The sequence below is a fragment of the Acinetobacter sp. 5862 genome, from assembly GCF_024494585.1.
Lineage (GTDB): Bacteria > Pseudomonadota > Gammaproteobacteria > Pseudomonadales > Moraxellaceae > Acinetobacter.
Genome location: NZ_JANHGP010000032.1, coordinates 45141 through 60785, shown reverse-complemented (window position 1 = coordinate 60785; position 15645 = coordinate 45141). Strand labels below are relative to the sequence as shown.

At 37.3% G+C, this 15645-nt stretch carries 17 protein-coding genes and 4 pseudogenes; 15 read left to right on the top strand and 6 right to left on the bottom strand.

Going from position 1 to position 15645, the window contains the following annotated elements:
* Positions 1-155: 155 nt before the first annotated feature.
* Positions 156-224, bottom strand: a pseudogene (locus tag NO346_RS14900) (hypothetical protein); the annotation flags it as partial.
* A 205-nt stretch (positions 225-429) separates the two neighbouring features.
* Here NO346_RS14900 and NO346_RS05640 point away from each other — a divergent pair.
* From NO346_RS05640 to NO346_RS05630, 3 genes and pseudogenes are all read left to right on the top strand, one after another.
* A pseudogene (locus NO346_RS05640) lies at positions 430-895 on the top strand (transposase).
* Positions 896-1220: 325 nt separating this feature from the next.
* Positions 1221-1448, top strand: coding sequence for a hypothetical protein (locus NO346_RS05635; RefSeq protein WP_004662973.1), 228 nt, complete (start codon positions 1221-1223; stop codon positions 1446-1448).
* Positions 1449-1532: 84 nt separating this feature from the next.
* Positions 1533-1643, top strand: a pseudogene (locus tag NO346_RS05630) (IS30 family transposase); the annotation flags it as partial.
* Between the two features lie 43 nt (positions 1644-1686).
* Here the strand turns inward: NO346_RS05630 and NO346_RS05625 are convergent.
* Positions 1687-1917: a hypothetical protein gene (locus NO346_RS05625; RefSeq protein WP_004662971.1), complete on the bottom strand. Its 231-nt coding sequence runs from the start codon at positions 1915-1917 to the stop codon at positions 1687-1689.
* Between the two features lie 290 nt (positions 1918-2207).
* Here NO346_RS05625 and NO346_RS05620 point away from each other — a divergent pair, with 290 nt between their 5' ends.
* The 8 genes from NO346_RS05620 to NO346_RS05585 all read left to right on the top strand — a co-directional run bounded on the left by NO346_RS05620 (position 2208) and on the right by NO346_RS05585 (position 9138).
* Positions 2208-2819, top strand: coding sequence for a LexA family transcriptional regulator (locus NO346_RS05620; RefSeq protein WP_256414541.1), 612 nt, complete (start codon positions 2208-2210; stop codon positions 2817-2819).
* 4 nt (positions 2820-2823) lie between these two features.
* On the top strand, positions 2824-4122 hold the full coding sequence (locus NO346_RS05615; RefSeq protein WP_087543928.1) for a Y-family DNA polymerase: 1299 nt from the start codon (positions 2824-2826) through the stop codon (positions 4120-4122).
* Positions 4123-4447: 325 nt separating this feature from the next.
* Entirely contained in the window at positions 4448-5095 is a 648-nt protein-coding gene (locus NO346_RS05610) for a hypothetical protein (RefSeq protein ID WP_256414540.1), read from the top strand.
* 17 nt (positions 5096-5112) lie between these two features.
* Entirely contained in the window at positions 5113-6078 is a 966-nt protein-coding gene (locus NO346_RS05605; RefSeq protein WP_087543931.1) for a D-glycerate dehydrogenase, read from the top strand.
* Between the two features lie 111 nt (positions 6079-6189).
* On the top strand, positions 6190-6777 hold the full coding sequence (locus NO346_RS05600; protein ID WP_256414539.1) for a 1-acyl-sn-glycerol-3-phosphate acyltransferase: 588 nt from the start codon (positions 6190-6192) through the stop codon (positions 6775-6777).
* A gap of 124 nt (positions 6778-6901) precedes the next feature.
* Positions 6902-8344: a M48 family metalloprotease gene (locus NO346_RS05595; protein ID WP_371924517.1), complete on the top strand. Its 1443-nt coding sequence runs from the start codon at positions 6902-6904 to the stop codon at positions 8342-8344.
* Positions 8345-8372: 28 nt separating this feature from the next.
* On the top strand, positions 8373-8738 hold the full coding sequence (locus NO346_RS05590) for a GFA family protein (protein WP_256414538.1): 366 nt from the start codon (positions 8373-8375) through the stop codon (positions 8736-8738).
* A 40-nt stretch (positions 8739-8778) separates the two neighbouring features.
* Positions 8779-9138: a hypothetical protein gene (locus NO346_RS05585; protein WP_004662963.1), complete on the top strand. Its 360-nt coding sequence runs from the start codon at positions 8779-8781 to the stop codon at positions 9136-9138.
* Positions 9139-9219: 81 nt separating this feature from the next.
* Here the strand turns inward: NO346_RS05585 and NO346_RS05580 are convergent, their stop codons facing one another.
* Entirely contained in the window at positions 9220-9666 is a 447-nt protein-coding gene (locus NO346_RS05580) for a GatB/YqeY domain-containing protein (RefSeq protein WP_004662962.1), read from the bottom strand.
* A 29-nt stretch (positions 9667-9695) separates the two neighbouring features.
* Positions 9696-9911, bottom strand: coding sequence for a 30S ribosomal protein S21 (rpsU, locus tag NO346_RS05575; protein WP_004652785.1), 216 nt, complete (start codon positions 9909-9911; stop codon positions 9696-9698).
* 145 nt (positions 9912-10056) lie between these two features.
* Here rpsU and tsaD point away from each other — a divergent pair, with 145 nt between their 5' ends.
* Positions 10057-11064 carry a tRNA (adenosine(37)-N6)-threonylcarbamoyltransferase complex transferase subunit TsaD gene (gene tsaD / locus NO346_RS05570; RefSeq protein WP_087537143.1) on the top strand — a complete coding sequence of 336 codons (1008 nt, stop codon included), beginning with the start codon at positions 10057-10059 and terminating at the stop codon, positions 11062-11064.
* Between the two features lie 198 nt (positions 11065-11262).
* A complete protein-coding gene (locus NO346_RS05565) occupies positions 11263-11766 on the top strand; it encodes a hypothetical protein (protein ID WP_004662957.1) in 504 nt (167 codons plus the stop codon).
* 75 nt (positions 11767-11841) lie between these two features.
* On the opposite strand, the pseudogene NO346_RS05560 reads toward NO346_RS05565, so the two are convergent.
* Both NO346_RS05560 and NO346_RS05555 read right to left on the bottom strand, forming a co-directional pair.
* Positions 11842-12063 (bottom strand): annotated as a pseudogene (locus tag NO346_RS05560) (DUF6670 family protein); the annotation flags it as partial.
* A 114-nt stretch (positions 12064-12177) separates the two neighbouring features.
* The gene (locus NO346_RS05555; RefSeq protein ID WP_178883188.1) at positions 12178-13062 is read right to left on the bottom strand and encodes an ATP-binding protein; all 885 of its coding nucleotides are present in this window, start codon (positions 13060-13062) and stop codon (positions 12178-12180) included.
* Between the two features lie 178 nt (positions 13063-13240).
* Here NO346_RS05555 and NO346_RS05550 point away from each other — a divergent pair, with 178 nt between their 5' ends.
* A complete protein-coding gene (locus NO346_RS05550; protein WP_256414537.1) occupies positions 13241-14749 on the top strand; it encodes a DUF3336 domain-containing protein in 1509 nt (502 codons plus the stop codon).
* A complete protein-coding gene (locus NO346_RS05545; protein WP_256414536.1) occupies positions 14724-15545 on the top strand; it encodes a protein kinase in 822 nt (273 codons plus the stop codon). Before NO346_RS05550 ends, NO346_RS05545 begins: the two co-directional genes overlap by 26 nt.
* Positions 15546-15645 lie beyond the last annotated feature (100 nt).

Below are 15645 nucleotides of genomic sequence, written 5' to 3'. Positions count from 1 at the left end.
CAAATAAATTTATGATTCAGCTCATCTAATGATTAAATCTGATTACTTATTTGATGGGCATAAAAAATGGCGGTGTAGGTTGTTTTAATGATTTTGAAAAAGTGTAGGTTGTTGTGTAGGTTCTAAGATTTTGTTAAAAAATTCTTTTATAAATCAATATAAAGGTATTTCTGCATCATAGGTGTGTGAGAAGATAAGTCAGCCATGATTTCAGCGCTGTTCATGCGTACTAAGTCCTTAAATTTTTGAATAAATTAAAATATAGAAAGTCTAATTGTCTAACTGATAGGGAGTCAACAGGAACTCATCTAAGGAAAAGTATAGCTTTTATATCTAAGAATTGAGCGAATAGTGAGTGAAATCTTATTTTAAACCGGCTTTGTTGCACAAACCTACCGTTAAAGGCTTATTCAACATTATAATTCTCAAATGAATAAGCCCACATCTAAAATCTATCGTACAACCAATTGGCCTTCTTATAACAGAGCATTAATAAATCGAGGAAATATCTCTATTTGGTTTGATCCCAAAACTCAATGGTACGCTCAACCAAAAGGCAAGCATGGTCGAAATCAAACCTATTCTGATGCTGCTATCCAATGTTGTCTGATGATTAAATCTCTATTCCGTTTGTAGAAGACAAAAGCATATTGATATTGCAATCAGCTACCAAAAAAGTAGCGATGGGCTGCATCTAGGCAGGACACTATGGGAAAAATGGTCAAACTATCATTGCCGAAGTTTGGTAGAAACCAAGATGCACTGCATCAAATTATTGGGTGATAGGCTTAGTGCAAGGCGTTTTCATAACCAAGTCAATGAGATTCATGCACGTGTGGCAGTATTAAATAAATTTACTGAGTTGGGCCGACCTCACACCCAAGTAGTCACTTAAATTTGGGTAACTTGGGACAAGTTTAGTCTTTGAATGTTTGTGCAACAAAGCCATGCAAACAGGAAATTTTTTTAGAATTTATTTTTTAAATCATGAATTGATAAAAGGATTAAAAATGCAAAATTTTCTGAAATATTTTTAAATAATATTGTAACTGTATGGTTAGTTTAATATTAAAGAAATTTCTAACCAGTGCTTAATTTCAACCACTTAGTCGTCTAAAAAATAAAAATATAATAGTTATAAGTCTTGTTACAAGCTATTAGTCGACAATCGATAGAAAATTTCCCATAGTCCTATCAACAATATTTTGGGAAGAAGTATTATGGATAAGATTACGGTAATTATTAAAGATCAAGAAGAAAATGAATCGATTGTTGTGGCACAGCTCAATGATTTAGAAGACCAAGATATTCCTTTTTTTAAACGAGTTGAGCATATTGAAGTAGAAGGGAATATCATTTTTCCAAATATCGATTTACTTTTTGAAAGTGATATAGATGGAAAGATTTATAAGTTAGTTGCACCTGTGAATGATAAAAGATTTATCTGACCTCAATCTTCTATTTTCAATACGATAAAAGAGACCCACTTATGAGATTCAAATAAGTGGGCTTTATTTGAGAGCAACAAAAGTGATTTAAATCAAGTTGCCATGTCACTGAATACTCCTCCTAGAAAAGCGTTAGATTGGCTTACATTATTAGAAAGGTTTGCTCAACTTGTTGATTTTCATAATGATTTTTAAACTGTCGCACCTCATGTTTGAATTCGCCCAGTGTTATGTGATCTCAATGAATTGGGTTAAGCCCTTTAACAATGTCATTAAACTCAGAGCCATTGAGCCAAAAAGATTTTTTTAGAAAAAGGGTAGTCATAATACTTTCCGCTGCTTCACTATTTTGGTTGTCACAAAATAGTCCATAGCTCTCACCTAATACAGTGTTGTTCTCGATGAGACGAATAAAGAAAGCATGTTGTTCGTCAGCATAACCTAGAATAGCATCACGTCGATTGTTCATTTTTCATGTCTCCACATCAAAAATCTTTTAAGTAAAATCTACTGCTAACAGATCAAATATATTCTTGAATTAGATCAATGATTTAAGTTTTTAAAAATAAATTTACTTTTTAAATCATTGATTTTAAAAGTTAATATCAGCTTGTTTTACATCCTTGTCTTAGTTAAACAAACCAAAATTTGATCTATTAAATTCATTGTTATGCAAAATTAATTGTACGTCAACTTGAATTTGTAACTTTTTCAAGTTAAATTATTTGTAAGTATTTTAAACTTGGGTAAGGAGGAATTATGTCCAAAAAAAACGAATTTGAGCATGGTGGTGCCCGAAGTAATGCAGGACGTAAAGCACAATTCAGTGAGCCAACCAAAGTCATCCGTGTTCCCGAATCTCAAGTTGATTTCATCAAAAATTGGTTACTGAATAATGTCAAAACCGATACTCGTACAGATTTGACTGCTCAAATGAAAATCCAAAATGTGCAAGCAAAGAATGACCGAATTTATCATATTCCGCTAGCAACCGAACGAGTTGCCGCGGGTTTTCCATCACCTGCACAAGATTATGTTGAGCAATCACTCGATTTAAATCAATTTTTAATTCGTAACGAAAACTCGACTTTCATTGTCAAAGCCAATTCACTGTCGATGTTGGACGCAGGGATTGATATTGATGATCCATTAGTGGTGGATCGTAGTCTTTCAGCGAAGTCTGGGGATATAGTGATTGCTTTGATTGACAATGATTTTACTGTCAAACGTTTGATGATTGATCATCATTTCAGCCCTCCAAAGGTATGGTTAAAAGCTGAAAATCCAGATTACCAAAATATCTATATCACAGACGGACAAGAGTTACAGATCTGGGGTGTGGTGACGTATAACTTGAAGCCAATGAGGTAAGCCAGTGAGCCTACCACAACGTATTTTTGCTTTAATTGATGTGAATAACTGTTATGTCAGTTGCGAGCGCGTGTTCAATCCAAAGTTAGAAAAGCGTCCTGTGGTGGTTCTATCTAATAACGATGGCTGTGTGGTTTCCCGCTCTTATGAAGCAAAAAAGCTCGGCATTCGTATGGCTGTGCCATTCTTTCAAATCGAAGATATTATTCGTCAGCATCAAGTGCAGGTCTTTTCCAGTAATTATGCTTTATATGCGGAAATGTCGCGTCGTTTTATGAACATATTAGGCAACTTTGTAGATCCCTCTGAACAGGAAGTTTATTCGATTGATGAATGCTTTTTAGAGTTGACTGCCTATCAGCATATTCATGATTTAACCGAATATGCGCACCAAATTCTAGATACGGTGAAAAACTGGTTGGGTTTGCCATGTTGCATCGGCATTGGTTATTCCAAGACTCAAGCCAAACTGGCCAATAATCTAGCCAAGACACACGCATGTTTTGATAGTGTCTGTAATATCGTTGCTGAAGACCCATGCGTGATTGAAGACTTGTTACAGCAGATGCCTGTAGGTGAAGTGTGGGGTGTTGGACGAAAGATTCGTCAGCGCTTAGAAAAAATGAATATCTACTCGGTGTTGGATTTGGTTCAAGCTGATCCTAAAATGTTAGGTAAGTATTTTTCTGTGGTCATGGAAAATACGGTTAAAGAATTACAAGGCATGGCTTGCTTAGAAATTGAAGATGTTGTGACAGATCGACGACAGGTGTTAAGTAGCCGTTCCTTTGGTCAGCCGATTGAGGATAAAACTAGCCTGAGTGGCGCTTTAACCGAATTTAGCTTACGTGCGATTGAGCGTTTGCGAAAGCAAAACTTACTCTGCAAAGCTATTGGCGTTAGCATTCGCACCAATCGTTTTGACAAAGATCAATATTATCGTCCCTATACAGTGATGTATCTATCCGACTATAGCGATGATCGTTTAGAAATTATCAAAGCTGTGTTACAGGGGCTAGATCGAATTTATCAAGCTGGTCATCGTTATAAAAAAGCAGAAGTGATTTTGTTGGATATTATCCCACAACATAGCCATACAGTAGATTTATTCCATGACACCAATAAATTGATTGCTCGAAAAAATCTTTCGATCGCTTTTGATGAGATTAATAAAAGATTTGGTCGGGATTGTATGACACTAGGACGATTGATTACGCCGCATGGGCGGGCGTGGCGTATGAATCAAAACCATAAATCACCGAGTTATTTGACCAAGTGGGATGAGCTTCTGAGGGTTCTCTAAAGTATTAATGGTACAGCTTATATTTTTCAATATTAACTCTGAAACTTATTATTTTTCCTTAAGAACGTTTGAATTTAACAAAGTAAGACCCTAATGATTTATTGAAGTATTTTAAAAAAAATGTGGAAAATAGATGAATGAAAAATTATCTATTCTTGTTAAATAATTGCCTAAATTAAAGATAAGCGTATCTTTTAAATAATGAATTGAATTTGTATGGATTTGATTGAACAAAAGGAAGCCATTTTGACGAGATCGGTTTATGTTAGACTACTCAACTTACGGTATCGCAAATTACCGTGAATAACCAAAATGAGTAGGTAAGATGATTGGGCAGCAGAGAAACAGGCTAGCAGCTTTGGGAATAGATGTTTGGATTCCTCGGGAAGTTGTATGTCAAAAAAACACTGCACCAAGTCTATGGCGAGATCAATTAATTGATGACGTTTCTGAGTCTACAGAACGTACATTTGAAGTTACACCGATTTTAGAAGACATTCCAGCAACATCTGCACATACGCCACCGATCACCGAAATTGAAGTATCGCAGCAAACGAAAGTTGTTACAGAACCTATTGTTAAAGCAGCGCTTGATGAAAAAGAACAGATTGTTATTACTGCTCAGGTTCGGTCATTTGAATTGCAAATGTATGTGTTGGAAAACTGCGCCATTTTATTAGAAACCAGTCAGCTTAGCGAGGCTCAAAGCCAACTCTGGCAAAATATTCAAAAGGCAAGATTAGGGCGGTATGCTGAATTAAAATGGCCATTTCCTTTGGCTGCTTTTCAGGAAAGTCGGGGATTCTCCTCGTATATTCAAGGTTTTCTGGATGCAACCGCAACACAAAAAAAGATATTGTGCTTAGGTCAATTGGACTTTATTCAGCATGCTAATATCTTATATTTAGCGAGTTTGGAAGAAATGTTAGCCCAACCTTTATTAAAAAGACGGTTGTGGCAGCTCATGCAATAAAGATCGGAAATCGAATCATGAAGAAAGTTGTTGTATTCAGCCAAATAGATCAAGATGTTTTAGCGCAGTTACAGCAAGATTATCGGGTCGTGGTACTTAATCCTAAACTGGGTGATATCAACGACCAGATTCGAACAGAGGTTGTTGATGCTGATGCCATGATTGGCGCAGGACGACTGTTAAACGAAGGTAATTTGGCACCCGCCCAAAAACTTAAAATCATTTCGACAGTGTCTGTTGGTTATGATAATTATGATGTTAACTATCTTAATCAAAAGAAAATTTGGCTTGCTAATACACCACATGTTTTGACAGAAACAACGGCTGATCTTGCCTTTACTTTGTTACTGAGTGCTGCACGCAAAGTTCCATACCTTGATGCATGGACCAAACAAGGTCAGTGGAAACGAACGGTATCTACTGAACAATTTGGTATGGATGTTTTTGGTAAAACGCTAGGGATTATTGGCTTAGGGAATATTGGTGCTGCCATTGCCCGTCGCGGATTTTATGGTTTTAATATGAATATTTTGTACCATAACCGCCGTGAAAAGATTGAGGTGGCTCAAGCATTTAATGCACAATATCGCGACTTAGATCAGTTATTGCAGCAGTCTGATTTTATTGTAGTTGCTGTCGATTTAAATCATGAATCCCAAGCACTGATTGGCGCAGAACAGTTTGACTTAATGCAAAAACATGCTGTCTTCGTCAATATCGCACGTGGCTCTGTAGTCGATGAAAACGCTTTAATCGAAGCATTAAAACAAAATAAGATCTTTGCTGCTGGATTGGATGTCTATGCCAAAGAACCTCTGCAAAATTCAGCATTATTTGAGTTGCCAAATGCAGTAACCTTGCCGCATATTGGCTCAGCAACGACTGAAACGCGTCAGAAAATGGTGAAACTTGCTTATCAAAATTTAGTGGACGCACTACAAGATAGAACACCTCGTTATCTCGTTAATCCAAAGTTTGAATAATTGCTTACAATGCTGATCAGTCAATTGCTGCATTATTGTGCGGGTCTATCTTTTTAAATTGATTAATATTGGTACACTTGCGCTTTTTGAAATTTTGTCTTCGGGGTGTCTGTGTTTGAGAAATTGGCTGAAAAAAGTTTAAATCTAATGGGTTGGGAACTGGATAATCATTGGGATTTGAATGTTGATCAATGCGTGATGATTGCAGCTCCACATACCAGTAATTGGGATGCTTTATATGCACGGTTGGCATTAAAAGCTTTAGGTGTAAATGTTCGTCTTACGATTAAAGATAGTTATATGAAGTTTCCATTTGGTCCATTTGTGCGTGCAATGGGTGGTATCGGGATTGATCGTAGCGTGAAACAAGAAGGACAAGCGCGACCGAGTATGGTTCAACTCATGAGTGACTTGTTCAAAACACATCCTAAATTAGTGATGTTAGTGACACCAGAAGGGACGCGTGCCAAACAAGAACAGTGGAAAACTGGTTTTTATCATGTTGCAACCACCGCAGGCGTACCGATTGCATTGGCGTATATGGATTATGCTAAGAAAAAAACAGGTGTAGGAAAAATTATTTATCCTACGGGAGATTATGAAAAAGATATGGTTGAAATTATGTCTTTTTATGCAGAGATTAATGCAAAGTTTCCAGAGAAATTTAGTGTCGATCAACGTTATATAAACACGAAATAATAGTGTTGATTTCAAAAATATAAACTAAGGCAGGATTTTCCTGCCTTTTATAACACTTCGTTGCAAATATCTTCATTTTCTAATGTTATATTAAATTTCTTTATTAGAATCATAGAGAAACGACTTGAGATCGCTGCTGCTTGCATGTGGTTTATTGGCCACTACTCAATTGAGTCATACTCAGATCTTTTTGCCTACACAGGCAATTGGACAAACAGAAGTACCTGAAATTGGCAGTGGTGTAGGTTTGCTTGATCAACAGAAAGAAAAACTGATTGGTGAAAAAGTTTATCGTGAAGTTCATCGACAGATGCCAACGGTACAAGATGCGTGGTTAGAAGATCAATTTCTACAGGTTTTTTCAGGTATTCTTAGTCAGACCCAGCTTGGTCAACCGATTGGTTTAGTGGTTATAAAAGATCCACAAATTAACGCATTTGCAGTGCCTGGTGGTTTGTTTGCATTAAATACAGGCTTAATTACATCTGCAAAAAATTTGGATGAAATAGCAGGGGTCATGGCACACGAGATCGCCCACGTTGCACAGCGACATTACAGTCGTTCACAAGAAGCATTTAAAGGACAGGGGCTACTTGCTCTTGCAGGTATTCTTGTCGGTGCGGCAATCGCATCTAAAGCAGATGGTGATGTTGGTTCAGCGGTGATGTTAGGCACACAAGCGGCGTTGATGGACAAGCAACTCAGTTATAGTCGTAATCAAGAGCGTGAAGCAGACCGTATTGGTATGCAGTTTATGTATTCTGCTGGATACAATCCACAAAGCATGGCAGATTATTTTGAAACCATGCATCGTGAAACAAGTCGTGTGAGTTTCTTACCTGATTTTTGGCTCACTCATCCACTAACGACAGAGCGTATGAGTGAAGCCCGATTACGAGCAAACCAACTCCCAAAAGTAAAATCAAAAATATATGATCTTGATTTTGAGATTTTAAAGTTATATACGCTCGTAATTTCAAACCAAGCGACAGAAACTCAATTACAAGCTTTTGCAAATCAAAAAAATACAGCTGCACAATTAGCGCTAAGTAAGTTTTATTTAGAACGTGGTGATTATATTCAGGCACAAGCAAATCTAGATTTAGTGAAAGCAAAGCTTAAATATCATGTATTGGTCCCACTGATTCAAACAGATATTTACTTAGGGCAAAATAAATTTGATCAGGCTTATAGTAGTATAAATTTCATTCAAAAAACGATGCCTGAAAATAGGGCACTATCTTATAAACTTGCAGAAGTTTTAATTCGGCAAGGGCAGGCTGGTCAAGCTCAAACATTGGTTCAACGGTTTATTCATAAAAACCAGAGAGATATTGAAGGTTGGCAACTGTTGCAGCAGGCAACAAACTTAGATAAAAGTTCGCCACTACAAGCAATTAATGTGCTTTGTTACCGTGCCGAAGCTGAGTATTGGTCAGGATATGAAGAAAATGCGATTAAATCGATGTTGCACGCTCAGCGTTTAGCCAAAGGAAATTTAGCCATGTCAGCAAAAATTGACTCTCGCTTAAAACAAATGCAAGATGATCGCCGTATGAAAATTTAATCTTTATCAAGAATTAAGAGAAATAAAAATGATCAAAGGACAATGTTTGTGTGGTGCTGTGCAGTATAAATATTATGGTGAAATTGAAAACAGCATTTTATGCTATTGTAGTCATTGTCAGCAGGCGCAAGGTTCGATAGCTGGTTGGAATAGCCCACTTGACGAAACACAATTTAAAATTATGTCAGGACATGAGCAGCTCAAAGAATATTTCCACACACCGAATAAAGCACGCCTATTTTGTCAAAATTGTGCAAGCCCACTTTACTCATATCGTACAGATTTACCTAATGTGATTCGTTTACGCCTAGGAACAGTGACAGATGGGAATCTTCCTGCACCAAAAGAAGAATTTTTTACTGAGCACAAGCCAAACTTTATTGAATTAAGATAAGATGATCTGCGTAAAAAATCGCTGAGAAGTTAGAACATTTATGAAGAAAATTTTAGTTTTTATTTTTGCGATAAGCAGTGTGGGGATCAGCTCAGCAGCATCAGTTGAGCAATATGTGAATTCGGTTGAGAAAATTCGTAGTGTCTATGCACAGGATATTCGTAGTTTTTTACGTAGCCTTAATCCACAGATTTCACAGTTCACACCAGAGCAGCAAGCTCAGTATTGTGGTATTAATCAGCGTTATATTCAGGATATGTCAGATGCGATTGAAAAAAATCGCTCATCCTTGCCCCCACAATACGCAAATATGACTAAACAGGATGTAATCAAACAAGTCACTGAGTCAAATGAGATGCAAATGCTAGTGAAATATAATGTTCAGTGTGATTTTAAGTAAAAATAATCTATTGGGTTCATTATTTAATGAATCCAATTTTTAAATAGAGTAATTTGTATAAAATAGAGGAAATTAAGCAGATTAGCTTAATTTTGCTTTAATTTTAGCAGATACTTGTGCAGGATCGGCACGCCCGGCTATGATCGGACGTAGAGAATTCATCACCTTACCCATATCTTTCATGCTAGTAGCTTCTTGAGCAGCAATCGTTTGCTCAATGATGGAATCAAGTTCTTCCTCAGTCATAGCGGCTGGTAGAAATTGAGAAATAATCTCAACTTCGGCTTGTTCCTTACTAGCTAAATCATCTCGACCAGCGCCAGAAAAGGCCTTGATCGATTCTTTACGTTGTTTAATTTGCTTTTCAATGACCGCAAGAACCTGAGCATCGTCAAGCTCTATGCGCTCATCGACTTCGATTTGCTTAATTGCTGCTTGTACACCACGAATAACCGTTACTGTTGCCATATCTTTGGCACGCATTGAGTTTTTTAATACGTCAGTAATTTGGTTTTTTAAAGTATTCATAGTCTCTTCAGCAGTCAATCACAAATTAATTAGTAAAGGCGAGTAGTACGTACAGATTCGCGAGTCAATTTCTTTTGATAACGCTTAACTGCCGCAGCTTTTTTACGCTTACGCTCTTGAGTTGGTTTCTCATAGAATTCGCGCTTACGAACGTCAGCTAAAACACCCGCTTTTTCGCATGAACGCTTGAAACGACGGATAGCTACGTCTACTGGTTCGCCTTCTTTCAACTTAACTTGTGGCATGTAAAATCCTCTAAGATTATGGATAAGATCTAATGCACGATTGCACTAGATCGCAAGTGAAGGTCAGTATTTTACTCATTTACAACTCAGATCACAAGTCTATAATAGCGCTGATATTATTTTTGATCATTGTAAAGGCAGTTTAATGATTGTTTTGGGCTTAGAAACTTCGTGTGATGAAACTGGGTTAGCACTCTATGATAGCGAGCTCGGCTTACGTGGACAGGTTTTGTATAGCCAAATCAAACTGCATGCAGAATATGGCGGTGTCGTTCCTGAATTGGCTTCACGTGATCATGTTCGTAAGATGATTCCTCTAATTAATCAATTGCTTGAGCAGAGTGGTGTTAAAAAGCAAGAGATTGATGCTGTTGCCTATACCCGTGGTCCAGGATTGATGGGTGCACTGATGACTGGGGCTTTATTTGGTCGCAGTTTGGCGTTTGCATTTAATAAACCTGCGATCGGTGTGCATCATATGGAAGGCCATATGCTTGCGCCATTGCTTTCGGAAACGCCACCGGAATTTCCATTTGTGGCTTTATTGGTTTCGGGTGGACACACTCAACTCATGGCAGCCTATGGCATCGGTCAATACGAATTGCTCGGCGAGTCAATTGATGATGCAGCAGGTGAAGCTTTCGATAAAGTCGCAAAAATGATGAAACTGCCTTATCCAGGTGGGCCGAATATTGCGAAATTGGCGTTACAGGGTGATGCCAAGGCATTTGAATTCCCACGGCCAATATTACATCAAGGTTTAGATTTTTCTTTTAGCGGTCTTAAAACCGCAGTTTCTGTACAATTGAAAAAGCTCGGTGAAGAGAATCGTGATGCTGATATTGCTGCCTCTTTTCAGGAAGCAATTGTCGATACACTCGCTAAAAAATCGGTGAAAGCTTTAAAGCAAACAGGTTTAAAACGTTTGGTGATTGCAGGTGGTGTGAGCGCCAATCTAAGATTACGTGAGCAATTGGAAACATCACTTAAAAAAATCAAAGCTCAAGTCTATTATGCCGAGCCTGCATTGTGTACCGATAATGGCGCCATGATTGCCTTTGCCGGATACCAACGTTTAAAAGCTGGGCAACATGATGGTTTGGCGGTGACGACGACACCAAGATGGCCAATGACTGAGTTACAACCGACCTAAAATACAATTCATCTTTCTATTGCTTGTTAGGCAGTGGGTAAATCTAGGTGGTTCTTATATTTACCTGACCATTCTTCTATTTAAAAAATTGAATCATTCATTTTATGCATAGCGAACGCGTACTGCCTACGCTATTGTATTTGAAGTATTGGATAAATTATTTTTTGATGAGCTAAAACTCATTGTGGAGTACAAAAGTTGAAAATTTCTTATATTTTTACATGTGGCCGATTAGAGTCTTTATTTAAGATTCTCTGTCTCACTCAACAAGGTGAGAAAAAGGTCGAGTCAAAAGAAAAGGTCGTTGAACAATATAGAAAAGACATCGCTTTAGGACGTCCTTTTGAAGAAACTGAACTTTATCAAATCATTGAGCAAAGTGAAGAAAAGATTGTTATTAACCGCTTGAGTAATATTCTGCGTGAAAAACCTACTCAGCAGAAGGGTAGCTTTGATGCGGACGAATATAAGACTGGCGCATGGTCTGAGTTTAGTGATTATAAGCTGGCGGTTCGATTCTCAAATGCGAAAACCGAGTTAAGTGAAAAGCACTTTGCGAAAACGGGTGAATACATGACCAGTCGTGGTATTGCAAAATTGACAGGTTTTAATCCAAGCAATATTAAGAATATGCTGCATCATAAAAGAAGTGTGGTGAGAAAAATGCTCACAACCTTAGAGAAGTTAGCAAAAGAGTATTAATATTTAAGCTGTATTTTTGATGCAGAGAAAATTTATTTTCTGCATCAATTCTGAAATAATACAATTTCAAGACTTTTAATCTTTAAACGCATTTTGATTTTCGACATCAATATATTCAAGATAACCACGACCTTGAACTTTTTGGTTTTGATATTCACCCGTGAAAGTGTATGCACTTGCATAACCGATCCCATGACCATAGCGGTATGGGCTGTCGACTTCAGCGATAATTTCTAGCAGTTTCTGATTAGCATTATCCTTCACAGACCATGAAAACAATTGCGGTAAACGCATTTTTTACTTCATCTTGTTTCCTACGTTCTTTCCATACTGAAAAGCTAGGTTATGAAAAACAATTGCCTTTGCTAAGCGGAAATAAGGACAAAGCCAAAGCTTTTTAGGGCAATCTCCTTAATCCTTGTTAGACAATTTTTCAAGGTTTTGCGAGCCAATCCAGTGTTTAGAGAACTGGTAAGCTGCACGCCCTGAACGCTGCCCACGAGCTTGGCACCATTTCAAACTTTCAGCACGAACAATGTCGTTATATTCCAAATTTGCTTGAACAATATAATGCTCGACAATTTCTAAATACAGTTGTTGATCCATTGGGTAGAAGGAAAGCCACATGCCAAAACGATCAGACAGTGAAATTTTTTCCTCAATCGCTTCCTGTGGATGTAACTCGGTATATTGAGGAACATCCACTTTACGCACAGGCGTATTTTCATGCATAAATTCAGGTAGTAAATGACGGCGGTTACTGGTTGCATAAATAATAAAATTACTTGAACCCGATTGAAGTGAGCCATCCAAGACACTTTTTAAACTACGATAATTTTCATCTTCTGCGTTAAACGCAAGATCGTCACAATAAACAATAAATTTTTCAGGGCGATGTTCTATTAATTTTTGGATTTTAGGTAAATCAGAAAGATCATCTCGTTCAATTTCAATTAAACGCAAACCTTGTGCTGAATACTCTGTAAGCAAGGCGCGAACAATCGATGATTTCCCTGTACCACGTGAACCTGTGAGTAAAACATCATTGGCAGGTAAGCCATTGAGAAACTGTAAAGTATTTTGAATAATCTTGGCTTTCTGGCGTTCAATTCCTTTTAGATCTTCTAAATACAATTTTTTAGGTTGTTGAATTGCAACTAGTTGTTGATTTTCCCATCGAAAAGCAATCGCAGAAAAATCTGTTGGCTGTTTAGGTGCAGGGAGAACTTGTTGTAACTGTGTCAAAACACTAGATAAAGATTGAAGAATAGATTCGGGTAAATCAAGAATAGCCATAAACACAAACCAAACTCAGTGATTAATGATTAGGGATACTATCATTGCTATAGCTGAAATGAAGAAAATATCATTAAAAATATTGCAAATGGTCAATTTTACCCTTGATTGTTGGTGCTGCTTTTTGCATTGTATAAGTGCGAGATGATAAGAATATAATGAAAAAATAGGAATGCTAATGTTCAATAGAGCTCAAGAAAAAAGAAATACATATCAATTGCATAGAATCGATATGTTAAAAGAGAGCTTGCAACATGCGAGTTCTTATGCGGAATGGAAAGAAATTGCACTAAAATTGGACGAAGAAGCGGGGCATGAAGCATGGAAATATGACAATCAATCGCCTTACTTTGATGCAGAAATTTTGTCTAAACGATATAACTTATTAAAAAAATATCGAATGCAACATCGAACTTTAGATTTAATTTATGTTCTCCGTGAAGGCTTATCTTATGACTTCGCCAATATTGGTCATCCAATGTTATTTGCACAAACCTATATTGGTACGAAAAGAATTATCGAAAACTATGTTGAAGAAATGAGTGAATGTCTTCGCTATTTAGCTTCTAGTGAATGTATTACTTTTCAACTCAAAGAAAAAATTCAATTTTTTAAAGAATGTCAAAGAGCCTATGGACAACCTGCCCTTATGTTTTCTGGGGGTGCAACACTGGGTTTATTTCATACAGGTGTATGTAAGGCTTTGCTCGAACAAGATTTAATGCCTCGAGTCCTGTCTGGTTCAAGTGCAGGAGCGATCATGACGGGCATGTTGGGGGTATCCTCGGCTGATAAAATTCCAGAACTGCTCGAAGGCGAACATTTTTTTAGTGATGCTTTTCAATTCAGGAAAATTTCAGAGCTAATTCGAGGTCATGGTGGTATTGCTGATGTCATGTATTTGAAAAAATTCCTGATGCAAAATTTGGGTGATGTGACATTTGCAGAAGCCTATCAACAGTCAAAGCGACATATTAATATTGTAATTGCCCCGTATAACACGGCACAAAACGCACGGATTATGAATGCACTCACTGCGCCGAATGTTTTGGTGTGGAGTGCTATTTTAGCATCTTGTGCTGTACCTGTATTATTTCCGCCTGTGCACTTAACCAGTAAACGTTACGATGGTCAGCATACACCTTATTTGGCCAATACCAAGTGGGTGGATGGGAGTATGCGTAGTGATTTTCCACAAGAAAAAATGGCTCGTTTGTATAATATAAATTACACCATTGCCAGCCAAGTAAATCCGCATATCGTGCCATTTATGCAAAGTGATACTGAACGGTTTCGTCGCGATGTTCTAAACTGGCCTAAACGAATTATTCGGCATCAAGGTAAATCGCTTGCTCTGGAAGTTATGGATTTAACACGTAATTATATGGGCAGTTTTTTCCCGATTCGCCGTGTTTTAGATCATGGATATGGCATTTTAGGGCAGCGTTATTACGGCGATGTAAATATTATTGCGCGCTATGGTTTAAGACATTATAGCTATATGCTTAAAAATCCACGTCCGAAACTCTTTAAGGTTTTGCAGCAAGAGGGAGAGCGAGCGACATGGCCGAAGATTTCATCTATTGAAATTCATGCACGGATTGGAAAAACGATTGAGCATTGTTTAACATCACTGCGTAAGCAGCAAGAAAAGCAACAGAATGAGTTTTACTACGTTGATCTTTGATTCAAATATTCAACTGGATAATTTGAGTTTAAGTACTAAACCTGAAAGCTATGCTTTTGGGCGGCGTTTATATCGTTGCCAAATTGAGCAACAACAATATTGGCTTAAATTTCATTTAATCAATAGCCATGAGGTTTTAGAGCAAGCGTTTGAGCGAGAAGTAAGTTTCTATCAACAAAACTCTCAAGTTAGACAGAATTTTTTATTGCCCCATCAAATTATACCACTTTCTCATATTAAAAATGACGATGATCTTCCTCAGCGTGGGGTGGGGTTGCTTAGTGTTGCTACAAATGTATTTTTTAGCCCTATTCAGGCTATGGATAGCATCCAAGTCATTCGCTATAAAATTTTAACTGCGCTAAAAGCAATTGAGCGTATGCATCAATTAGGTTGGGTTCATGGCGATTTTAAAGCAGAGCATTTTCGATTATATGAAAACTCATGCAGGCTCATTGATTTTGAACAAAGTTATCAATTACAACCAATCCAAAATTTAACCGCAACTCCTCATTATATGGCACCTGAGCTTTTTCATGGGAAGCCAAAAACAATACAAACTGATTTATATGCTTTTGGCATCATTGTTTATGAGTGGTTATCCCAAAGCAAATTAACTGCAAAAAACTACCATGAATGGGCTGTCCTACATTGCCAGAAATTAGAAATTAAATTACCTGATGAATTGCGGTGTTTTTTGCCTTTATTAACAGGCTTATTGCAGAAACATCTAAAACAGCGATTTAGCTCAGCAATAGAGGCAAAAAATTGTTTGAATGCAATTGATTTGCTGTAAAAATAAACATAAATGTTTGATTTGAATATTATATGTGCATTTGGTAGAGTTTTTTGTCAGAAAGACTTGTCATAGCGAATGTTTCTCACTAATATGCATA